Source organism: Larkinella knui (assembly GCF_003858645.1).
GTDB classification, from domain to species: Bacteria; Bacteroidota; Bacteroidia; order Cytophagales; family Spirosomataceae; genus Larkinella; species Larkinella knui.
The window spans coordinates 620,858-643,046 of sequence record NZ_RQJP01000003.1 but is presented as its reverse complement, the minus strand read 5'-3'; the positions used below and the strand labels follow the sequence as shown (position 1 = coordinate 643,046).

At 51.6% G+C, this 22,189-nt stretch carries 15 protein-coding genes; 6 read left to right on the top strand and 9 right to left on the bottom strand.

Features of this window, described 5'->3' with window-relative positions:
* Positions 1–181: 181 nt before the first annotated feature.
* From EHT87_RS16700 to EHT87_RS31850, 4 genes are all read right to left on the bottom strand, one after another.
* The gene (locus EHT87_RS16700; RefSeq protein WP_124907792.1) at positions 182–2,623 is read right to left on the bottom strand and encodes a TonB-dependent receptor; all 2,442 of its coding nucleotides are present in this window, start codon (positions 2,621–2,623) and stop codon (positions 182–184) included.
* A gap of 78 nt (positions 2,624–2,701) precedes the next feature.
* Complete coding sequence (locus EHT87_RS16695) at positions 2,702–2,932, bottom strand: DUF8691 family protein (RefSeq protein ID WP_229321132.1); 231 nt, start codon at positions 2,930–2,932, stop codon at positions 2,702–2,704.
* 81 nt (positions 2,933–3,013) lie between these two features.
* On the bottom strand, positions 3,014–6,289 hold the full coding sequence (locus EHT87_RS16690; RefSeq protein ID WP_124907791.1) for a winged helix-turn-helix domain-containing protein: 3,276 nt from the start codon (positions 6,287–6,289) through the stop codon (positions 3,014–3,016).
* Positions 6,290–6,637: 348 nt separating this feature from the next.
* Positions 6,638–6,841, bottom strand: a complete 204-nt coding sequence (locus EHT87_RS31850; RefSeq protein ID WP_185716256.1) for a DUF3575 domain-containing protein — start codon at positions 6,839–6,841, stop codon at positions 6,638–6,640.
* A gap of 1,551 nt (positions 6,842–8,392) precedes the next feature.
* Between EHT87_RS31850 and EHT87_RS16680 the strand changes: the two genes are divergently transcribed.
* Entirely contained in the window at positions 8,393–10,627 is a 2,235-nt protein-coding gene (locus tag EHT87_RS16680) for a PAS domain-containing sensor histidine kinase (protein ID WP_124907790.1), read from the top strand.
* A gap of 56 nt (positions 10,628–10,683) precedes the next feature.
* Positions 10,684–11,781 (top strand): hybrid sensor histidine kinase/response regulator, encoded by a 1,098-nt coding sequence (locus tag EHT87_RS16675; RefSeq protein WP_124907789.1) that lies wholly within the window; start codon positions 10,684–10,686, stop codon positions 11,779–11,781.
* Positions 11,782–11,896: 115 nt separating this feature from the next.
* Here the strand turns inward: EHT87_RS16675 and EHT87_RS31845 are convergent, their stop codons facing one another.
* On the bottom strand, positions 11,897–12,019 hold the full coding sequence (locus EHT87_RS31845; RefSeq protein ID WP_374756031.1) for a hypothetical protein: 123 nt from the start codon (positions 12,017–12,019) through the stop codon (positions 11,897–11,899).
* Positions 12,020–12,862: 843 nt separating this feature from the next.
* Here EHT87_RS31845 and EHT87_RS16665 point away from each other — a divergent pair.
* Positions 12,863–13,624, top strand: a complete 762-nt coding sequence (locus EHT87_RS16665) for a LytR/AlgR family response regulator transcription factor (protein ID WP_124907787.1) — start codon at positions 12,863–12,865, stop codon at positions 13,622–13,624.
* An 11-nt stretch (positions 13,625–13,635) separates the two neighbouring features.
* Here the strand turns inward: EHT87_RS16665 and EHT87_RS16660 are convergent, their stop codons facing one another.
* On the bottom strand, positions 13,636–14,751 hold the full coding sequence (locus tag EHT87_RS16660; protein ID WP_185716255.1) for a serine hydrolase domain-containing protein: 1,116 nt from the start codon (positions 14,749–14,751) through the stop codon (positions 13,636–13,638).
* A 438-nt stretch (positions 14,752–15,189) separates the two neighbouring features.
* Between EHT87_RS16660 and EHT87_RS16650 the strand changes: the two genes are divergently transcribed.
* Positions 15,190–17,598 carry a TonB-dependent receptor gene (locus EHT87_RS16650; RefSeq protein ID WP_124907784.1) on the top strand — a complete coding sequence of 803 codons (2,409 nt, stop codon included), beginning with the start codon at positions 15,190–15,192 and terminating at the stop codon, positions 17,596–17,598.
* A gap of 8 nt (positions 17,599–17,606) precedes the next feature.
* Entirely contained in the window at positions 17,607–18,503 is an 897-nt protein-coding gene (locus tag EHT87_RS16645; RefSeq protein ID WP_124907783.1) for a DUF4249 domain-containing protein, read from the top strand.
* 82 nt (positions 18,504–18,585) lie between these two features.
* Here the strand turns inward: EHT87_RS16645 and EHT87_RS16640 are convergent, their stop codons facing one another.
* The 3 genes from EHT87_RS16640 to EHT87_RS16630 form a co-directional block, all read right to left on the bottom strand.
* The gene (locus EHT87_RS16640; RefSeq protein WP_124907782.1) at positions 18,586–18,837 is read right to left on the bottom strand and encodes an alpha/beta fold hydrolase; all 252 of its coding nucleotides are present in this window, start codon (positions 18,835–18,837) and stop codon (positions 18,586–18,588) included.
* Between the two features lie 511 nt (positions 18,838–19,348).
* Positions 19,349–20,206, bottom strand: coding sequence for an SDR family NAD(P)-dependent oxidoreductase (locus EHT87_RS16635; RefSeq protein WP_124907781.1), 858 nt, complete (start codon positions 20,204–20,206; stop codon positions 19,349–19,351).
* Between the two features lie 24 nt (positions 20,207–20,230).
* Positions 20,231–20,821, bottom strand: a complete 591-nt coding sequence (locus EHT87_RS16630) for a DUF998 domain-containing protein (RefSeq protein WP_185716254.1) — start codon at positions 20,819–20,821, stop codon at positions 20,231–20,233.
* A gap of 372 nt (positions 20,822–21,193) precedes the next feature.
* Between EHT87_RS16630 and EHT87_RS16625 the strand changes: the two genes are divergently transcribed.
* Positions 21,194–22,144, top strand: a complete 951-nt coding sequence (locus EHT87_RS16625; protein ID WP_221622030.1) for a sensor histidine kinase — start codon at positions 21,194–21,196, stop codon at positions 22,142–22,144.
* The last annotated feature ends 45 nt before the right edge of the window (positions 22,145–22,189 follow it).

Sequence of the window (22,189 nt, the reverse complement as noted above, 5' to 3'; positions counted from 1 at the left end):
AATATGTAACCGTAGATTAGCGTATTTACGCCCAGGATAAACACAAGAAAACCGCAATAGGACAGTTCTAAACGCGCTTTAAATAAACGCCAATAAGGAAAAACCAAAGCCCTAAAATCAATCGTTTCTTTTTCATGGGTCGTTTCGGCAAGTACTAATTTTTGAAACGCTGCTGTCCAGACTAAAAATACAAGCGGTACATCAGATTGGGAACCAGGCCCCGTTGCGTCGTGTGGCCCACCGAACCAGGCTGGCTGGGGTCGTAGTATTCCGTCAGCTTGCCCTGCCGATTGGTGACATTATCCAGGTTCAGAAACAACTCGTTCGTCGTCCGGGCTTTATTCCATTTGTAACTGACCGAGAGCACTAACTTGGCCAGATCGCCCAGGGACGTTTCGTACGCTTTTTCGTAATCCCAGAACGTGTTCGTAGCCGGATCAACGGCTAAATTTCCAGCCGCATCTCTTAAGAGCGGAATAATGTTCCTACCCCCGCTGAAAAACAGTTTGGCATTCACGGCCAGGACCTGATTTTTCTTTCTGCCCAAGTTTGTAAATTCTTTACCGGCTAACAGATTGATCAGATAATGGCCGTTGTAGGGCGTATTTCGGGTTTTTCCTTCCAAGGTGCGATAGGTGGAACTGTACAGGGAGCCGTTGAGTAAAAAGTAATAATGATGGCTAAAGGACCGTTCCAGAGTCAGTTCGATTCCATAATTTTTCCCGGTCCCTTTGTTGACTAAACCCACATAATTAAAATCCGGGCCTTCGTTAATGGTTGCAAACGTACTGTTCGCCCGGTTTTCGACCGGGAGTTGGTAGAGGGACTGGTAATACATTTCCGCTTTGGTCACTAGCGACTGGGTAAACCGTTTTTCGTACCCCAATACAAAATGGTGGGCCTTCAGCAAACCCAGATTCTTGTTGGGCTCACTGAGTTTTCCATCGGCCGATTCAACCTGGGTAAAATAGTTGTGGGCGCTTTCCATCGTGCTGTGTTTTCCATAACCGACCTGAAACGAATTGGTCGGATTAAGTTGCCAGTTCAGGGAAACCCGAGGTTCCAGGGTGCTTTGATGGTTAAGCAGCACATTCATATTTTGTACACCTGTAACCAACGTTACCGCTTCATTGAACCGGTGTTTCCAACTGATGTAACTGCGGATCGTCCCCACCTTTTCCTGGAAATCGAGTACATACACCCGATGGTCCGAACCTTCCCGTAAATGGCTTTGCCGGTAATCATAATCGACCAGTGTGTATTGCGTGCCGACCTGGATCGTGTTTCGGGCATTTATTTTATGGTGATAGGTAAGACCGCCCCGGTAGGTCGATTTGAGTAAGTGGCTTTGGTAATTCGGGTGGGTCGTCAACACCGAATCGTTCAGGTAGGCCCCGGCACCATCATACTGTTTTTCGATACTGGATTCAAAAACCTGATCTTTAATGCCCTCCTTCGAATACGACAACGTGGTATGGAGATAACTACTGGTGGTAAGCGGTAGCGTATGGGTCAAACCCAGATTCACTAAGTAAGACCCTTTCTCCAGGTCCTCCCGAATTCCGTTAAGCATGGAGCGGTCCCCGGGGGTTTCGGCAATTTCGGGTTTTACTTCTTTCAGGAAAGCACTGCTCGAGCCGCCTAATCCGAAAAGGGAAAAGGCCCCGGCTTTTTTGGTGGGCAACAAAATCTTAAACGCGGCATCCTGAAACTTGGGGCTTCCTTTTACCCCCGTTAAACCCAGATCCGTTAGCAGGGAGATGGTAGAGTAGCGGTAATTCACCAGATAAGACCCGCCATACCCTTTTTTAAACGGCCCCTCGACGGTTAAATCCGTACCCAGAATCCCTACCCCCAAAACCGCTTCCCGTTTTTCATTATTGCCGGCTCTGAGTTTTACGTCATAGACGCCGGATAAAACATCACCGTATTCGGGGGCAAAAGCACCCGTGTAAAAATCCGAGGTAGCCAGGATGTTATTGTTTAGGGTGCTGAGACCACCGCCAATAGCTCCCTGGTCAGCAAAATGGTTCGGGTTGGTGATCTGGACACCTTCCAGGCGCCATTGTACATATTTGGGTGAGTTACCCCGCACAATGATGTCGTTGTTGCCATTCGGGTTGTTGGCCACCCCCGCAAAATTGGACAGGATCAGCGAAGGGTCGTTAAAGCCGCCCGCGTAGCGGCTCGTTTCTTCGGATGAAATGGAACGGGCACTGATGAGGGCCATTTCATTCCGGGCTTTGCCAGTTTCCAGGTGGGTTTTCACCACGACTTCGGCCAGTTTCTCGGTGGACTCCTGCAGGGTCAGGTTCAACACTACTTCCTTACCGGAGTTGACCACAATATCCGGAATGGCTTTGGATTCATAGCCGAGGTACGATACGCGTAGGGTAATGCGTCCGGTGGGAATGTTTGTTAATCTGAAGGTCCCATTCTGGTCAGTCGTGGTACCAACCAGCGGATTAGATCCGGCGATGATCAGGGTTGCCCCGATCAGGGGAAGTTGGCTATCGGAATCGGTTAAGGTACCTCGCACGGTTTGAGACAACACCTGCGCCCGCCCCCAAACCGGGCTAAATAAAAAGAAGAGGATGGAAAGTAGTATAAAGAGGTATTTCATGGCATGTTTAATTTTGTTTTGTGAGATTTACTTCGTTCAAAGCGCGATTCGATGGGCGTTACCGAGTTGAGGCCCCGGCTAGCCCGCTTCCAGTGAATTGACCGAAATGAGTTTCAGATTTAAGTCCAGAATGAGGTTCAGAATGCCGTGCAAATGCGCTTTGTCTTTTAACGTTACCTGCAGAATGGTCTGATTGTCCCGATACCGGATGGTCATGCCGTCAAAGCAGTCTTCCCATTTTGGATCGAGATCTTCCTCTATTATTATTTCGGTCAAGCCCTTCATATTGAATTCTTTAATGTGATTCAAAAGTAGGGGTAGCCTCAAACGAAAAAACCACCCGCTCGGGTGGTTTTTGGGGGTGAATTTTAACGAAGGGTGTACTAAAATTTAAAGCAAATGCAATTGCCGGGCTTTTTCTACGGCTTTGCTGCGGCTGTCCACCTCTAATTTCAGGTAAAGATCTTTCAACCGGGTTTTGACCGTATTCAAGGAGATGAAGAGCGTGTCGGCGATTTCCTGGTTGGTCAGATTTTCCGCCATCAACTGGAGGGCTTCCCGCTCACGGGTGGTCAGGTTAACGGGGATAGCGGGTGATTTCCTTCTAATTTCAATCCTACGGCGGAGTTTATCCAAAAATGGAAGCGGCAATTTTGCTTCAGCGGTCGCCTGGTTTTTGAATACCTCCTCCAGGAGCGGGTTGATCTGATCCAGGTAATTGAGGTGATACATTAAAATTTCATCAGGGGCCGCATAGGTCAACGATTCGGTTAAACTAGCCAGGGCTTTTGCTTTTTCACCCGTCGCCAGGAAAATGATGGAAAGGAAAACGTTGATTTCAATCATGCGCTCAATGCGGCCCTGAGCGCTGGCCATTTCATAGAGCTGTGACAACAGCCGAAAGGCCTCGTCCATTTTATGTTCTGCCATGAGCAGCAGAGCCAGTGAAAGGTAGCGGTATTCTTCGGTATACGAAATGGCGTTGCCCGTTTCAACGCCGTGCCTCTCTAAAAAAGCACGGGCTTTTTCCAACTCGTTTTGGATCATCAGCAACCTGACTTTGATGCCAATATACATGGATTCCCGGAACGGATTGACCTTGTTTTTTTGCATGATCGCTTCCATTTCCTTTATTTTTTGTTCTGCCCCCGCCAGATCGCCCTGCCCATGCAAGACCACCGCATAGACGACCAGTACCAGGACCTTGGAGGTCATATCCGCTTCGTGGATACAGAGGTTATAGGCTATTTTTATGTTTTCGGCAGCCTCATCCAGATCGGCCCAGAAATACCGGATGGCTGCCATATTGGCAAACAAAACCGCAAAGGTCCAGTCGGTTTTGACCAGAGACGCGTACCCATTTTCTTTCAGGAATTCCAACAGATCAACGCTCCGCTGATAGGAAATCTTGTAGCGTCCCAACCGGCCCTCATTGAAGGCCAGGGTGGTGGCTATGGTGGTGATGAGGTAAATGTTACCGGATTTTTTACCAAATGCCAATGCTTTTTTTAAAGCCTCGGTGCTTTCCTGGAGGTTTTCACTGACTAGTTGGGCCATCCCGACCGCATACCATCCCCAGCTAAACCACAAAGGATCTTCTTCGGAAAGGTTTTCCAGGGCGGTCCGGCAGTATTCCAGGATCACCTCCGGCGGGCCCAGGAGAGAATGCTGGTAGGCCAGAGCCACCGCTATTTTACCGATTAATTTTTTCTGGTCCACAGTTGCCGGCCCATTGTCCAGGTTCTGCTTTGCGAGTTGTTCGGCACGGGCTAAAAGCGGGGCGGCTTTTTGAATTTGTCCGGCGGTAATCAATACCCAGGCATAGAATACGCTAAACCCCGGATTCTTTTTTATAAGCTCATCTGGCAAGAGATCGCCGTATTTTATAATGGAAGCATGCTGACCGTTTTCCCACATTTCCTCGATGATTTCAACCAGCAACGCCATGGCTTTTTCATAATCCTGGGCTTGCAGCCGATGCTCAATCGCCAGCGGCAACAGTTGGTTCTGCTCAAACCAGGCGCTGGCGTTGGTATGCAGTTTCGTTACCTCCGATTTTTCCCGGACTAGAAGGCGTTGTTGAAGTAAATCGGCAAACAGGTGATGGTAGCGGTACCATTTCCGCTCCGCATCCAGCGAAATGATAAAAACGTTATTTTTCTCCAGCATTTCCAGAACCGTTTGGCTGTCCTGGCGATCCAAAACCGCATCGCAAAGCGGTCCGGACAGTTGTTTTAAGTGGGACGTTTGCAGTAAAAACTCTTTGATTTCAGGCGTTTGAATTTTTAAAACTTCCTCAATCAGGTAATCCATAATATACCGGTTGTCTCCTTTAAAATTCCGGATAAAGGCCGACCCATCTTCCCGCCCGTGCAGGGCCAGGGCAATGAGTTGCAAACCCGCAATCCACCCTTCCGTTTTATGGGCCAGGGATTGCACATCCGCCAGGCTAAGCTTTAGTTTTAGCGTCCGGTTAAACAGAACATGAATTTCATTCGTAGAAAAACTAAGATCAGCGGCCCTTAATTCAACGAGTTGGTGCTGGCTTCTGAGTTTGGCAATGGGTAAAAGGGGATCGGCCCGGGTGAGGATAACCAGGTGGATAGTAGGGGGCATGTACTCGATAAAATACGTCAACAGGCTTAAAACCTCCCGGTTATGAATGACATGAAAGTCGTCCAATACGATGAAAAAGTGGGCTGGCAAAGCCAGGAGTTCATTGATTAAAAGCTGGACAATAGCGGTCTGGCTGATCTGGCCGGGTGAGTGCAATAGTTTCCGGGCATTTTGGCCAACTTGCGGGTAGAAGCCTTGAATGGCGGTGATCAGATAACTTAAAAATTTGGCCGCATCATTATCGCTCGTATCCAGGGAGTACCAGACCGCCGGAATCTTCTGCTGGATGATCCAATCACTGACGAGGGTTGTTTTCCCGAATCCGGCCGGAGCCGAGATGAGCATTAATTTAGTTTTCAGGCCGGTCGCCAGATTTTCAAAAAGTTCAGCGCGATGAACGGTTTGGCTACCGGGCGGAGAAAGATGGAGTTTGGTCAAGAGCACATCATTTTCTTTTCCAGAACTCATATTAATAGGAGATGCCGCAATGGGTTGGTTTGTCTGAGCCGGTTTTCCGGTTAGTTCGGTGGCTAGTGGAACCTTGATGCCGATATTGGTGATCGCAAATATTTCCACGGTGCCTGTTACATTTTTTAGCTCAAAATGGCCTAAAGAAGTGGTTGAAATCGTCGCCTGATTCTTTAGTTCATCATTTAATTTCCCCGAAAGGAAAATGGCCCCGGGCATGCCAAGACTTTCAATCCGTGACGCCACATTCACCCCATCGCCGTACACTTCCGTGTTGTCAAACACAATATCACCCATGTGCAAACCAATCCCAAGTGCAACGGGCTCGCCTTCCTGCAGGAACCTCTGAATGTCAATGGCACATTGAGCGGCTTCGACGGCACTTTTAAAGACACTTAAGACCCCATCCCCGTAATACTGGATAATCGTTCCGTGGTGTACTTTATGCTGTTGCTCGAAGACCGATCGATGCCGTGCCCGAATGGTGGCGGCCCGGTATTCATCCCGTTGCATCAGGGCCGTATAGCCCACCAGGTCAGCAAACATAACCGCAGCCAATTGCCGCACCTTCTTTTCGTTCATGGCGTATTCCTTGAGGGGCTGTGGCCCAGATTAAGCCATGCGGTAGGATGGCCTGGTTTGATGGGGTAAGTCTATGCTCCGGTATGGGTACAAGGTATCGAAAGAATTCGACTATTAATGCGTGTATAAGTTATTGACAGGCAGCATAGTGGAATCGGTTGGTCAATTCCTGACGGCTGGCAAAGTAAGCGGAAGGGTAAATCCCTGCCTGATGAACCAAAAAAGTTTATCAGATTACTGGTTGGACAAAGTTGTGGTTACCTATCCTTGTCCGCTCTGGTAGAGGGACAAACACGTTGGCAAACCAACTAAGGTATGCGGTTGCCCAATTTCTTCCTTCCATTGTCACTAAAGTGCATCGCCCAGATTGATTCCCGTTCGGAAGTCAAAGGTCAGGTAATCATTGCTCGAGTTGGTTGTCAACGTACTGTACCGCAATGTAGGGTGGTAGGAGGTTAGTGAAGGCGGTAACACGCCTCGCCCGTGGACGACCTCGACCACCACCCTTCGTTTGATCAGCCATTGATACCCAATCGCCAGCCCAAAACCCACAGAGCGCACTAGTGGGCCACTAGCAGTCGCTCGTCCGAACAGCCCATCGGCGCGTTAATGCCCGTTCATAAAAAATTGAAACTGGAGCCAATCGGTTCGTTTTCAGGAAATCAGGGCGCAGCATAGCCGGGTCGATTCCTGTGCAGATACCCTTATGGAAAGCAGCAGGAGGATGCTTCCCGTAGCAGTCCACCGAACAAACCATACTGGCCTCCTGGAATAAGAAGTTAGGTGGTCAGCGGAATTGCTGGGTCAACCGTTCTATTTATCACCCCGCAGGTCACTTTTGATCGACGGATTGGGCAGAGCACGCGTCGTGGTATCCATGAACAGCAAGCGTACCGAGCGTGGCTGGCCGAAACATATAAGGCTCGTAGTCGGGGTTGAAATACCAACCAATACCGGCCCGGGTGAGTTGCGGGGTGGACAGCTAGGTACGGACAGCCTTGGTCGGTTGCCCCGATCGAAAATCAATGATAAACTTCTTTCCTCCGGTTTGGGCCGGTCCCGCCTGGGCCCCCAACTATTCTGCTACGTTTCCGCTCAAGCGTACCGGGCGTTGCGACCCATTTGCCAAAAGAAGCCAAAAAAACGTTTGCAACAAGAACTCCAACAGAAGTAGACTGACAGTGGGATTCCTTGGACGAATCCGGCGTTATTTTTATACCCGACCGGATGAGCCTGTTGGTGACTTTCCCTTCTTGTTTTCGTACCCATCAAGGTTCACTAAAGCAACCAACTATACAGGCTCACCCTGGCCATACTAGGGATTTGCTTCCCTTACTTTCCGGCCCTTATCAAGACCGATTAAGCTCGCCATCAAGAACCGGTTGCGGCCGCACAGCCGGGATTGACTCATCGCTTGGGCTCTCACAAGGTTTTCCCGATACTTTCCTTTGTGATTTGTAGAATCCCCGATCTAATTTTAAGAATAGCCCCAAAATCAGCCGCTTTCTATGCGCTGTAGTGCTTGGTGCTAAAAGGCATTTAATTGAATAATGCAATTTTTTCACTTGGCTTTCGAAGGTGTCTTATCGGGAGTTAAATTAGGTTATAGTCATTAATTATCAATGAAATAATTCCGTGTTGCTGGTGGTTAATTGTTTCTATATTTTATTAAAATAATAATAGTTTTTGGTATGATTTGTGCTACATTACATACCTGTCCAAGAGACAGACCTGTAAAATCAACCGCATCGGTCTCAATCAAGGTCCACATGAGCTGTTCAGATAACCCATAAGAGCCGAAGTTCGCCCGCCGATTTACGTTCAAAGTAAAGGAAGGGGGTAGCTGACACAAGCCTGCCCTTTCCGCCAGGCAATGGATTGAATGCTCTTTATTTCAATTAAGTACACGAAATTTATGCCGCTTTGGTGCAGTGTGACGGTAGCGGCCGGCCGTCTGTGCCATCCGATTAAGTCCGTGTAAAAGAAAATAATTTTGATGCTATTAGACCAATAAAGGACGTTAAAACCAGTCCAAGCCCAGCCATCCGACCAGCCCAAATGTGTTAGTTATCCCTAGCTTTCGCTAATTTATTTAACAAATTTATGATCCATTTAAAAGACGAGTTCTATAAAATTCTACAAAACAATGAACCTGTCTTTGATTTTATTCAGGAGTTTGCGTTGGAGGGAGTCTGGTATTGGGACTTGGAAAGGCCACACCAGCGATGGCTGAATACCAAATGTTATGCCGTGCTTGGCTATCAGCCCGGGCAGATTGCGGACTGGCAACTGCTCATTCATCCCGACGATCACTTGCTGGAGACGCAATGGAACCCGAACCAACTCACGCCAGTAGATTTCAACCCGGAAGCCGAGATTCGATACATCCATCGAAATAATACCATTGTTCAGATCAAATACCGGCGATGGCTCATATGTGACCCGCAGGGGAGGCCCGTTCGGATGATCGGTGCCCAAACCCACCAAAAAATAAAACCGCCGGTAGCCGATGAGCAACACGTTTTAACGCAAAGCCTGTTGGGGAATCAATCGATCTACGTAGCTAAAACGGACCTGAATGGGAATTATACCTTTGTAAATGATTATTTCTGCCAAGCATTTGAGCTAAATCGACTTGACCTGTTAGGTACCTCTGCCCTGAGTACGATTTATATTGACGATCATGGCCTCTGTCAGCAAGCCGTTCTGCAGTGCTTGCAGGAACCGGGCCAGGTCTGCAAAGTGCGGCTGCGAAAGCCGCACCAGGATGGACAGTTGCGCTATACCCAATGGGAATTTATTGCGCAGGCATCGGCCATCAGTCAGGCCATCGAGATCCTCTGTATCGGCTACGACGTGACGGATAAAGTCCGGGTAGAAGATGATTTGTCGGTTTTGATGAGTACGACCCGGGAGGCCCTCCTGAGCATCAACCGGATGGGTTTCCTGCGATACGTCGCTCCGAGTTGGTCCAGACTCTACGGGTATGATGTCGCAGAAACCCTGGATAAACCCTTCATTACTTTTATTCATCCCGACGATGTAGCCGCCTGGGTATCGGTGTTGAAGGAGGTGATCGAGTGGGGGATCAGTCGGATGGTTGAACTGCGGATCAGGCATACTAATGGGATGTGGTCATGGACCGCAGCCCAGGTCAGTATCGATCTGCTGAAAGAAGAAATCTTTATCACCAGTTATGATATAACCGACCGAAAACGGGCCGAAGCGGCCCATCAGGCCAGTGAACAGCGGTTTCGCGAGATTGCCGGCACGGTCGATGAAGCCTTCTGGATTCATTCGGTCGAGCCCTTCGAGTTACTCTATATTAACTCGGCTTACGAACGTGTCTTTGGCCTTTCTCCCCCCCGACTGTCCGCCGATACGACCTTTTTTCTGGAGACGATTGTGGACGATGATCGGGCGATGGTGATGGCTGAATTTGACCACTACCGGCAAGGTCAGGAAGTGATGGTCCAGTGCCGCGTCCAGAGTTTGGATAAAGACATTCGATGGCTGCAAATTCGCACCTTTGTCAAGCGCGATGAGCAAGGAACTCCCCTGCGCTACATTGGTATCGTCAACGACATCACCAGTCAGAAAGAAAAAGAATTGGTATTGCAACAGTCGCTGCAACGGGAACAGGATCTGAATCAACTCAAGTCCCAGTTTGTCTCCACCGCTTCGCACGAGTTCCGTACCCCCCTGACCACGATCCAAACCAGTACCGATCTCATCAAATTGTATCTGGAGAAATCCCCTCAAACCGCGAAGCCGCTCATCGACAAACACCTAAGGACGATTCAAGAGCAGATTCAGAACGTGGAAGGCCTACTCACGGACTTGCTTACCATGGGAACCATCGATGCGGGCAAAGTGGCTTTCAATCCGCGCTGGGTCGATGCTGGGGCGTTTTGCCGACAGGTCATCACCAGCCATTTTAGTCACCAGCCCGATGGGCGGATGATCCATCTTTCGCTGGAAGGCGAGCCCCAAACCACCTTGCTGGATGAAAAACTCATGGGGCAGGTGCTGGTCAATTTGCTCTCCAACGCCTTTAAGTTCTCCCAGAATGACCCCACACTGGTCCTGCGCTTTGAACCCAAGGCGGTCGTCATTCTGGTGATCGATACCGGCATGGGCATTCCTGCCAGCGATCTTCCGGCCCTCTTTCAGACGTTTTTTCGGGCTTCTAACACCACCTCCATACAAGGTACGGGGTTAGGACTGGTTATTGCCCGGCAATTTGTGGAGTTGCACGGAGGTACCTTGACCGTTCAGAGTGAAGAAGGGCGGGGAACCACTTTTACCGTCACTTTACCGACCGTCCCCCAGCCATAGGCAATCGGATCAGGGTTACCTTATTCCATTTTAACTCAAAAACATTTACCTCCCAAATGGCGACTAAAATCTTATATATTGAAGACGAAACCCACATTCGGGAAAACACAGCTGATTTATTGCGACTGCATGAGTATGCCGTTACGACGGCGGCCAATGGCCGCGAGGGCATCAGTCAAGCGATGCTGAGTCCACCCGATCTGATCCTGTGTGACATCCGGATGCCCCACCTGGATGGCTATCAGGTGCTGGATACGATTCGGGAGTATCGCCCTCTGGCGACCGTGCCGTTCATTTTCCTGTCGGCCAAAACCGATGAAATCGATGTGCGCCGGGGCATGGCCCTGGGAGCCGATGATTATCTGAAAAAGCCGTTCACATTGGACAGCCTGTTGCTGGCCGTTGAAAGTCGGCTTCAACGCGAGACCTTGCGGGAAGCCGACCTGCAAGCCCGCGTGGAAGTACTCCGCCAGACCATGACCCGTGTTTCGAATCATGAATACAACACGCCCCTAGGCGGTATTCTGGGTTTTGCTTCCTTAATGATGGCCCATTACGATGAGTTCGATCGGGAAGAAAGCCTGTCCATGCTGGCCATGATAAAAGCCTGTAGCTTACGCTTAAAACGGTCGTTGGATAACCTTCGATTGATGGAGACGTTACAACAGGTGAAGCCAGGGCAGACTGAATACACTTTTTTCACCAACGGTGCTTCGCGGATCGATCCCGATCGGGTGCAGCAGCAAATTCACACCTTAAATGATCGGCTGGATGCTAGCATAAGTTGTCAGCCTGAGGTGGAAAGCGCCAACATTGCCCTGTCAGATCACAACCTGGGAATTATTTTAGATGAGCTGCTTGACAATGCCCACAAGTTTTCGCGGGGGCCTCATCCCATTCAGATAACCGGTCGCCAGGCAGGCCTGAACTATCAGTTGACCATTGCCAATCAGGGACTGCCCTTTAAAGCAGAAGATGTTGCCCGCATTGCTCCCTTTGTGCAATTTGACCGCCATCAGTATGAACAACAGGGCTCAGGAGTGGGATTGGCGATTGTTAAAAAGCTATTGGATTTAAACCATGGACTTCTGTCGATTGACAGCCTGCCTGCTGGAGAAACATCCGTTGCGATCATATTGCCCCTAGCCCGATGAGCGATGAAACGGCGCGTTACTAAGACAGGTATCTCTATTTGAGGGGAACGTATAGGCTACCCTTCCGCTCCCAATAGCGAAGTGAACCATTAACTTTGGCTCAACTTTTGGACAGTCAAAACCGGAAAATCAAACGGTGTTTTCCCGCCACGATCACATGCCCGTAATGCCGACTCGGCAGGCAATGATCCATTACCGAGAACGGGCAGTTGGCATCGGGAGGTATATAGACGCGCACAATACCGGCTTTTTGTTGACCACATGATCTATTCTGCAAATTTATTCCCGTTCGCAGGCAGTTTATGATGATCTTCAATCAGGTATGATGTCGCCCCAAATTATTCCTATTCATCTAAGCCAGAATAGGGATCAGAAAAAACAGCTAATTCTTTTGGCTGTGGTCGAGTCAACGGGTTGCTGATTGATAGGGTCCTGAATGACATTGACCATCGGCGAACCAAGGTTTGTAACCCACAAACCAACGGATTTATCGAGCGGTTTACTGTTTAGGTGTTTCCGGGGATTCGTACAGAGCTAACTTTGTGAGGTCGGTAACTACCTCTAAGTGCTCAATCGTTTCCAAATCACTTGCGTAGGTAGCTTCAACATAAAAACTATCGAGCCAAACGAGTTTATAGAGTCGGCTTTGAAACCGACTGGAAATGTACCTTCCTTTCTGCCAGAGTAATTCTAGTTGATTTGTAAAAGACCAAGAATCAAAGCCTTGCTGCGTCATACACACTTTTGTATATCTGACGAAAACACAAGGACAAAGTAACGGCATAAACGTGGGCGAACCGGTGGGGGCCAATAGCCACCGACTGCGGCCGGGTTATCTAACCCTTCGCTGGTAAGGGGGCAACTGGAAGGCCGTGTGATCTGGGGCTTGCAGGCGCTGTTGTAGGGAGGAATCAGGATTACGGCGGGGAAACAGTCCAATTTTCACGAGTACACCATGATCCGTATGCACGAAGCCCCGGGTTGACAGCCAGCAACCAGCGTTTGCCGAATTTTTTTGTGGACTCACAACTCCCTATCTTTAAAAACAGGTACCCTGAACAGGGTATAAACTGCCGTTAGCATGAATGCCGTAATTGTCGAAGATGAGTGGCCCGCTTTTCAGGAACTGTCCCGCCTGATCCAACAGGTAGCCCCCCATTGTCAGGTTGTCAAACAGTTGACCAGCATTGAGGAAGCGGTCGAGTGGTTTCCACACAACTCCAACATCGATCTGATCTTCATGGATATTCAACTGTCGGACGGATTAAGTTTCTCCATTTTTGACGAAATAACGCTTTCCGCGCCGATCATTTTCACGACGGCCTTCGATCAGTATGCTCTGCGTGCGTTTCAGGTCAGAGGGGTGGATTATCTGCTAAAGCCGATTGACCCTCTGGAACTGAAACAAAGCATCGCTCACGTTGAAGAAAAAGCCGTTCAGCTCACGCGCCATGATCTGATGGACATCCGGCAGGCGGTGCAGTTTTTAAAACCCATTTACAAGACCCGCTTTACGATCCGAACGGGAACGAGCCTCAAACTAATCGATGTAGGGCAGATCAGTTTTTTTGAAGTGGAAGGGAATTACGTTACCCTCTACGATGTGGCAGCCCGGAAATTCATTGTCGATTACCGGATGGAAGAACTGACGAACCTGTTGGCTCCCAACGATTTTTTTCGGGTTTCGCGGCAGCACATCGTCAATGTGAAAGCAATTCGGGAGATCGAATCGTATCCGGGTGGGCGGCTGGCCATTCGGTTGGTTTGCCAGTCGCCCAAGCCCATTCTGGTTTCCGCCAGCCGGATTCGTGAGTTCCGGCAGTGGCTCGAAGAGAGCGCGTAAGATGACCCGTCTCATTGTTTTAAAAGAGCGGCCGTGAGCGAAGCCGCCGTCTCGATGGCGGCCGTCTCGTGGTTGTTGAAAAGCACGACAACGACGAGTTGCCGGGCTTGTGAGACCATGATCAGCGAACTGAACCCCCCGGTGCCGCCGGTTTTCACGACGCCGTCGAATTCCGGACTCGTCAGATCCCAGCCCAGACCCTCCCGACCCGCTTCCGGAGAAACGAAGGATAGCGTTCGGGTTTGGGCAAATAGTTTCTCCAGAGCCGTTTCTGACCGAAGCTGAGCCTGCCCGAACCGCATCAAATCACTACCCGTCGAGACCAGAGCCCCCGCGCCATTGAATCCGCCCAGCGACACCCAGCGCGGGGCCGGTTCTCCCGTTTCCAGATAGCCCTGCGCCACCTGACTTTGTTGCCCGGCCGTCAGGGTTACGCCCGTATTGGCAAGCTCCAGAGGTGCGGCAATCCGCTCCCGAACCAGGGTTTCGAACGATGTATGGGTCATGCGTTCGAGAATCAATCCGGCCAGTCCAAAAGCCAGATTCGAGTACGTATAGCGGGTTCCGGGCGGATATTTTACCCCATAATTTTTTAGATACGCGTAGACCCGGGTGCTGTCGTAGTGCTGGTAAGGATTGGCGCTTGTATACCCCGGTGCCGTTTTCAGATCCGCAATAGCATCATCTTCGGGTAGGCCGCTCGAATAGTCCAGCAACTGCCGGAAAGTCAGGGAGGCAACACCCCGGCGCGAATAATCGGGCAGGTACCGGGCAATGGGCGTATCGACCGGGAGCTGATGTCGCTGTAACCAGTCGAGGACCAGCGCTGCGGTAAACGGCTTGGTAACGGAGCCAATTTCAAAGAGGGTATTCATCGTCGGGAGCTGGCCGGAGCCCCGTTTTGTTTCACCGTACCCATACCAGCTAACCGCCCCTTTCCGATAAATGCCAATCAGGCTGCCAACGTGCCTGGCGTTGGCAAAGTAAGGCCGCATGGCCGTTTCTACGGTCGAATCCAGGGTCGACCGCATCGGATTGTTCGAGATAACCGGCGTCGGGGGAAGGTCCCGATCGCACGCAGCCAGCAAAAGACAACTGGCCAGGACACCAACCAATAAGCGTTTCATAACAAAGAAGAACAGTAGTAAACAAGGTGGCCGAAGGTACGTTCGTGGGCGATCGAGGGGTAGGCAAAAGTGGATCAATGCCTGGAAAAACGGGTTGAACGAGGCCATTCGGCATTTTAATGCGGCTGGCGAAAAAGAACGGACGAGCTATCCATACCGGCGGAACCGATTTGGCTGAAGTCGGTTCCAAGGCGTTGTTTCTTCGCCTGCCGGATGGTGTTTACCCGCCTTTTTCCGGGGTTTATCCTGATTTTTTCGGGACTCGTCCGGCCGTCGATGGCGGATTCGGGCAAGACCCTGGAAATTTGAAGGGCAATAAGCACGGGGGCTGTTACCCGGTGCCTGTGCGTATTGGTAGTATCGGGCTTGAAGCCCCACGCTGACGCAGTCTTGCTGAATGTATGTGCCGCCCCGGCGGTAAAGGTCCCACATCAACTGATGAAATACGTGAGTTATCGAACCAACCATCTCCGTGTTTGCCGGCCGGGCCGACTGCTGGCGCTGAGCGGATTCTTCCTGTTCTTCTTTGGAGGTCATTGTCCGGCTGCCTGCGCCCAGAACCGGCAAACCGTGAGCGGTTACGTGCGCGACCTCGCCAACGGGGAAGTTCTCATCGGAGTAACCGTTTCTGTAGACCATCGAACGGTCGGCACTGTTACCAACAACTACGGCTTTTATTCGTTAAATCTGCCCCCCGGCACCTACACGTTGCGCTTTAGTTTCGTCGGTTTCACGAGCAGGGAGTTGGCTGTTACCCTCGGCGAAACTCCGGTTCGGCAAAATGTAGAGCTGTCGGCCGCAGCGACGCAACTCCAGGAAGTTTCTGTAAGGGCTCTGCCGGATAGTGCGTCGGCTGGGGTCTCTGCGCTGTGGACCAACGCCCTAAAGAGTCAGACCATCCGGCAGATGCCTGCCCTGTTCGGCGAGGCCGATGTCATCCGCAGCATTCAGTTGCTACCCGGCATAACGACGGTAGGCGAGGGGGCCAGTGGTTTCAACGTTCGGGGCGGTAATGTAGATCAAAACCTGATTTTACTCGACGAAGCTCCGGTCTACAACTCGGCCCACCTATTCGGTTTTTTTTTCATTTTCAATCCCGATGCCGTCAAAGACATCCGGCTGATGAAAGGCGGTATTCCCGTGTCGTATGGAGGGCGTATTTCGTCGATTCTCGATGTCAGACTCAAAGAAGGCAACAGCCGCAAGCAGTCCGTCAGCGGGGGAATCGGCTCTATCTTCTCCCGCCTTACCTACGAGCAACCACTGGCGGGAGGGCGGGGGTCTTTCATCGTGGCAGCCCGCCGTTCGTACCTCGATATCCTGGCACGGCCATTTTTAAGAGAAGAACTCAGTGGATCCCGGTTTTATTTCTACGACCTGACCGCAAAAGCCAACCTGCGTGTCAATGCGGCCAATACCCTGTACCTCTCCGGCTATCTGGGCCGCGACGTGTTTGGGGCCGGGTTTGGGTTAAACTGGGGAAACGCTACTGCAACGGCCCGCTGGAATCGCGTCTTTAACGAAAAGCTCTTTCTAAACCTGACGCTGTACAAAACGGCGTACGATTACGGGTTCAACTCCGACGCTCAAAAACAGCAGGACGGATTTCGGTGGCAATCTAACATAGATACGCACAGCCTGAAACCCGATTTTACCTATTACCTCATGCCCGGTCATACGCTCTCGTTCGGCGGTCAGTACATTCGGTACAACACCACCCCCGGAAGGGCGTCGATTACCTCAAATCAGGACGAGAAGATCTATCTCCTCGAACGCCAGATCGCTGACGAGCTTGCTTTTTACGTGGGAAACGAGCACGTGGTTAACGAACGGTTGTCACTGAGCTATGGCATTCGCTACTCGCTGTTCCGAAACCGGGCTCCCGGCAGTTATTACCAGTTTGAACCCGCCGGACCCGGACAGCGTCGACCCGTAATCCTGCCTGCTGTTCAACAGCAATCCGGCATCCTGCATCAGTACGGCAATTGGGAACCGCGTTTCACGGGCAGCTGGAAACTTCTCGACAAAGGTTCGCTCAAACTGGGTTACCAGCGGATGGTACAGTATCTACATCTGCTTTCCAACACGGCGGCAGCCTCGCCGGTCGATGTCTGGCGGTTGAGTTCGCCCAATCTCAGGCCCCAGCGTTCCGATCAGTTTACGGCAGGCTGGGTACAGCAGATTGAGCCGGGAGGGTATGAGGTATCTCTGGAAGGATACTACAAATTACTGCACAACCAGATTGATTATGTCAAAGGCGCCAATCTGTTGCTGAATCCCTACGTAGAAGGCGATTTGCTGGCTGGAAAAGGGCGGGCTTATGGAGTCGAAGCGCTGGTTCGTAAGCAAAAAGGGCGCTTCACCGGCTGGCTGAGTTATACGCTTTCGCGAACCGAGCGTCGCATCGCTGGTCTCAACAACGACCGCTGGTTCGTGTCCCGCTTTGACAGAACGCACGTTCTGAATGTGGTTACGCAATACCCGTTCAGCAAGCGGGTTTCCGGATCTGCCACGTTCACGCTTACTTCTGGAGCCCCGGTAACCCTCCCGACCAGCCGGTGGGAATGGGCGGGCTGGGCGTTGCCCTACCAGGAAGGCGACCGGCGCAATACCGCCCGGATGCCCCCCACGCACCGATTGGATTTGTCTCTGACTTGGCAAACAAAAAAAGCCCCGTTTCACGGACGGGGCGAATGGGTGGCCAGCCTCTACAATGCCTACAACCGGCGTAATGCCTTTTCAGTATACACGCGGCAAACCGAAAACGACAACCTTCAGACGGAAGCCGTTCGCTTTTCAGTCATCGGGAGTGTGGTGCCCGCGCTTACCTATAATTTTAATTTTTAACTTTTTCTATGCGCGTTACCTGGCAATCATCCTTTTCCCTGCTGGCCTGCCTGAGCGTCGTCGCCGGGTTGGCGGGCTGCCAGGATGTGATCGATCTGACGCTTCCAAAGGGCGATAAACACCTGGTTGTAGAAGCCTGGTTAACCGACCAGCCTGGCCCTCAGGCCATTCGCCTGACCGAGTCGGCCGATTATCTCGACAATTCGCCAGCCATCCCCCTGCCCGATGCGGAAGTTACCGTAGAAGACGACCGGGGAACCCGCTACCGTTTTGTGGCGCAGCCCGATGGCTGGTACGTCTGGCAGCCCGCAGCCCCAGCCGACACCCTGGGGCGCATCGGGCGAGCCTATACTCTGCGTATTCACCGGGGCGCCATGTACTACGAAGCCACGTCATCCCTACGCCGGGTACCTGCTGTCGACTCCATAACCTACGTTTACAAAAAAGCGGGAATCGAACAGACGGAAGGACCCCGCGAAGGGTATCTGGCGCAGTTCTACGCCCGGGACTTTGTGGGTATAGGGGATTGTTACTGGATAAAGGTGTTTCGAAATGGCCGCCTGTATAACGACGATACCGGCGATGTGATCCTTTCCTACGATGGCGGACTGTCGCCCTCACTGGCCGTCGATGGCCTGACCTTTGCCGAACCCATCCGGCAGGCCATCAACGTGAACAAGCTTTTCTCCCCGAAAGACACCCTTTTGGTGGAGTTGCACAGCATCACACCCGAAGCGTATGACTTTCTGGCCTGGGTTCGTACAGAAGGCACTCAGGGTGGACTCTTTGACCCCATTCCGACAAACCCGCCTGGCAACATCCGGTCCCTCACATCCAACACGCCACCGGCGCTGGGCTTCTTTGGAACAGCTTCGGTCCGGAAAAAACGGATCGTGTTACCCTAACTACACCGCGTGCGAAGGGTTGAGATACCCGGAAACACCAATACCGTACCAACGGCTACTTGCCCAGGCCCCGACGCAGCCGTCAGCGTTTTGCAATGAAGGACTTCATCAGCCGACAGAAGTCGTCGGGCTGATCCAGAAACGGCACATGGCCCGCATAGGCATGGGGCAGGATGTCGGGCCGGGCGCAAGGAAGGTACATAGCAGCTTGCTCGGCTTCGTAGTACTGCGTCGTGCAGCTGTCCACCGTTCGACAGCCGGTTCGTACCGCGTCGGGTTTTTGAAAAGCTGATGCGAGGATGCGGTTTTTTAGCGTTAGTAAGTCCGTAATCATGGCAAGAAGAATTTGGGTGGGCTGCTGACACCGGCTGGCAGTCCGGAGCAGGCTGGATCAGCCCTCGGGTGCAGTCGGGAATGCATTGGCTCAAAAGTAGGGGCGGGGTCGGGAGAGGCACATTCTGATTTAATGGTAGCGAAGCTAAATCGTTCCTGAAGAGCGTGCCTGAACCCACACGAATGGTAGGAGATCAAACCGTAGTTACTCAGGCACCAAACCCGCCCCGGCTTTCAACCCGCCAAGCGAGATCAGGGGGTAGGCCGGCAGAATAATGACGGTTTGTCCACGTCTGTTTTTCAGCCGCTTACCGGGTCGGCTGGCTCAGTTGGGCAGCACGCTTAATGGCTTTGCAAATACGCCCATACGTTCCGCTCCGGCCTATAGTATCCTCCATAGCCGAGTCGATGGGGCCTTTTTCGCCGGAATCAAGGCTACGGCCGATGCGGTACGGATACCTGAACGGTTTGGCCATTAACCGACAAAGAAACAGGGTTTTCGGCTAGTACATTCATGGGAGTCGTTGAGATGATTTAGTACGCAGCAGTTCACAATAGGCCAGGATCCGCTGCTGGGCCACCGGGTCCTGCGAAGGAACCGAGCTGTTCTCCCGGTGGCATTTGCTGAAATAGCACCCGGTCAGGCCGTCTACCGAAGGGTCCGTGGCCAGAAACAAGCTGGTTCGAGCGGCATGCTCCGGCGTTTGCCGGAATGGTTTCACGAGTCCGAACAGAATCCGCATGGGCCAGCTAAGCCCCCCGGTGGATTGCACGAGGTTGGTCGCCGTTGGGCCGGGATGCAGACAGTTGACGGTAATCTTCCGGCCTTTAAATCGTTCGGCCAGCGCGTATGTGAGCAGGGTCAGGTAAAACTTCGAATTATTGTACACCCGATTAGCATTCCAGGGCATCTTCACAGACTGGATATCCGACCAGTCGGACCGGGCGTAGCGTTCGCCAATGGAACTAACGTTAATGATTCGCCCCCGGCCCGTCTTACTCAAGAGGGTCATCAGCCCTACACTCAGCAGGTAGGGAGCCATGACATTGACGGCAAACGTTGTTTCAACGTCATCGCAGAATTCAGCTTCTGCCTTCGGAAACCGACCGGCATTATTGATCAACACATCCAGGCAGGTAAAATTCATCCGGAGGTGATCGATGAGTTCCGCGACGGATGCCTGCTTTTGTAAATCGCAGGTATAATGACTGACTTGTCCCGGATACCTTCGAAACAAGTCCTCCAGAACTGGCTGATGGTCGGGATTATATTGGTCTACCAGAATAACACTATGTTTTCCTTTCAGCAATCCGTTGACGGTGGCCAGACCTATACCGCTGGCTCCCCCTGTAACTAGAATGGTTAGCATATACGTAGAAACCAGATAATCGGGTTACGCTTTAAACATGAACGACAGCCAGGTTAAACTCACCAGATACAGGACGCGCTGCAAAAGCCCGGCGTACTCGCTGAAAAACTTGAACGAACCGGACAAACCAAGGACTAAAAGCAGGACGGTGGCATGAATGGCCCGGTCGGAAGGGCGCTGCGGTGCCAGCAACTGAACCACAATGGCGACCGAAAACGACAGGCCCGCTAGCTGAGCCAGCACTGAATGCAGTCTGGATTCCTGTACCGAGTAAAAGGCGTCGGTCCAAAATGGTTGGGTACAAAAGATACCCGTCAGGGCGACGGCCAGTCCATACAGGATGACCGGGCTGGCTCTTAACAGGCTTAACTGGCCGGAGACGAGGTCGGCCAACCCCCCGCCAACCAGCAGGAGGCCAAATCCGATAAAGCCCAGTTGCATCATCCAGCCCTTCTCATAGTGCTGGGCTCCGAGGTCGCTAATGGTATTTTTTACCCAATGATACGAAGCCGGAGCCCGAAGTTGGGCCATAGTGATGCTCATGGCCAGCCAGCCTGAAGCAAGCAACGGATACTGGAACAGAATCAGGCGCATTTTTGAAATCAGATCGCTCATCGGACTAATCATGTTCGGGTACACAAATCCTTTTGGGAGCCAACCTACTTAAAGTTAATGTGGCCGACCAGTAAAAGCAGGATGAAGGTGGGAAAATGAATGACGAAGCAGGCATTTGCCACCATAAGCAGGCCCTTTGCCAGTCACCAAAACAAGGCTCTTCGCCCCACCGGTATGGACTATGCTTTCGTCTCGAAAACGAGGGCATTAAAACCGTTTTTTTTCGGATTCGTCCGTTTTTTTCTTGTCCGCAGCTATCCAGCTTTTGTACTTTCGAGTCGGATTATTTTTCACTTCATGCTAGAAGAACCTTCATCGCGTTTTTTTTCTACCCACTCGCTACTCTGGCAATTGGTTGCGCTAACCGTGGTTATGGGGTTCATCAGTGACGTGAACGTCGTGGGCTGGCAGCCTGATCTGCTGGTAGTTCTAACCCTGAATAGCCTTTTGCTGTCGATTGTGGTGTTCTGGGTGGTCATCAAGCCGGTCAAGCGGCTGTCAGACCGGTGGCTCAGCTGGCGGCAGGCCCCCTATCCTAAGTTCATGCTGACGATCCTGCTGTCCGGTTTGGGAGCGGTCATTGTACTCTGGGCTGAACTGCTGGGGTTTGTCGTTCTCTTCGATGACCCCGAAAACGAGCCCAGCCGCAATTTTCACGACCTGTTTTTTGCGTTTCTGATTACGGTGATTGCAGCCGCAATCTACAATTCGTCGGATCTGTTTGCCTATTGGCGTCATGACTTGCTCCGCAGTGAACGCCTTGAAAAAGAAAAGGCCCTGGCCCAGCTCGAAGCCCTGAAAAGTCAGATCAATCCCCATTTTTTATTCAACACCCTCAACACGCTTTCTTCACTTACCCACCAGGATCCGGTTCGCGCCCGTGAGTGCATTCAGTTGCTGGCGCGGGTGTACCGGTATGTGCTTGAAAACCGGGAGGTGGATCAGGTGCCACTGAAGCAGGAAATGCAGTTTCTGGAAGCTTATCTGACACTGTTGCAGATGCGCTTCGGCGATTCGTTGCAGGTTTCAATAAACCGGTGTGAGGGTCCGGAGCGGCAGGTACCCCCGTTGGTGGTGCAGATGCTGGTGGAAAATGCGGTCAAACACAACATTATTTCTGCCAAAAAGCCTCTGTACATCCACATTTCAACGGAACAAAAGACGCTGATCGTCCGCAATTCGTTTCAGCCCAAAACCGACCACACCTACTCCTCGGGCCTGGGACTGGCCAATATTGAGACCCGCTACGCCTACCTGAGCGAAGAGCCGGTGCGTATCCGTAGATCAGCCGATTGGTTCACGGTTTCCGTTCCACTACTCTGAAATCGGCTGTGTTTATGCGGGTTGTAAATTAACAATTTAGTACGG

Bases quoted from the DNA above. Each gene is read 5' to 3' on its own strand.
- EHT87_RS16700 (WP_124907792.1), bottom strand. From the start codon at position 2,623: ATGAAATACCTCTTTATACTACTTTCCATCCTCTTCTTTTTATTTAGC.
- EHT87_RS16690 (WP_124907791.1), bottom strand. From the start codon at position 6,289: ATGAACGAAAAGAAGGTGCGGCAATTGGCTGCGGTTATGTTTGCTGAC.
- EHT87_RS16680 (WP_124907790.1), top strand. From the start codon at position 8,393: ATGATCCATTTAAAAGACGAGTTCTATAAAATTCTACAAAACAATGAA.
- EHT87_RS16675 (WP_124907789.1), top strand. From the start codon at position 10,684: ATGGCGACTAAAATCTTATATATTGAAGACGAAACCCACATTCGGGAA.
- EHT87_RS16665 (WP_124907787.1), top strand. From the start codon at position 12,863: ATGAATGCCGTAATTGTCGAAGATGAGTGGCCCGCTTTTCAGGAACTG.
- EHT87_RS16660 (WP_185716255.1), bottom strand. From the start codon at position 14,751: ATGAAACGCTTATTGGTTGGTGTCCTGGCCAGTTGTCTTTTGCTGGCT.
- EHT87_RS16650 (WP_124907784.1), top strand. From the start codon at position 15,190: ATGAAATACGTGAGTTATCGAACCAACCATCTCCGTGTTTGCCGGCCG.
- EHT87_RS16645 (WP_124907783.1), top strand. From the start codon at position 17,607: ATGCGCGTTACCTGGCAATCATCCTTTTCCCTGCTGGCCTGCCTGAGC.
- EHT87_RS16640 (WP_124907782.1), bottom strand. From the start codon at position 18,837: ATGATTACGGACTTACTAACGCTAAAAAACCGCATCCTCGCATCAGCT.
- EHT87_RS16635 (WP_124907781.1), bottom strand. From the start codon at position 20,206: ATGCTAACCATTCTAGTTACAGGGGGAGCCAGCGGTATAGGTCTGGCC.
- EHT87_RS16630 (WP_185716254.1), bottom strand. From the start codon at position 20,821: ATGAGCGATCTGATTTCAAAAATGCGCCTGATTCTGTTCCAGTATCCG.
- EHT87_RS16625 (WP_221622030.1), top strand. From the start codon at position 21,194: ATGGGGTTCATCAGTGACGTGAACGTCGTGGGCTGGCAGCCTGATCTG.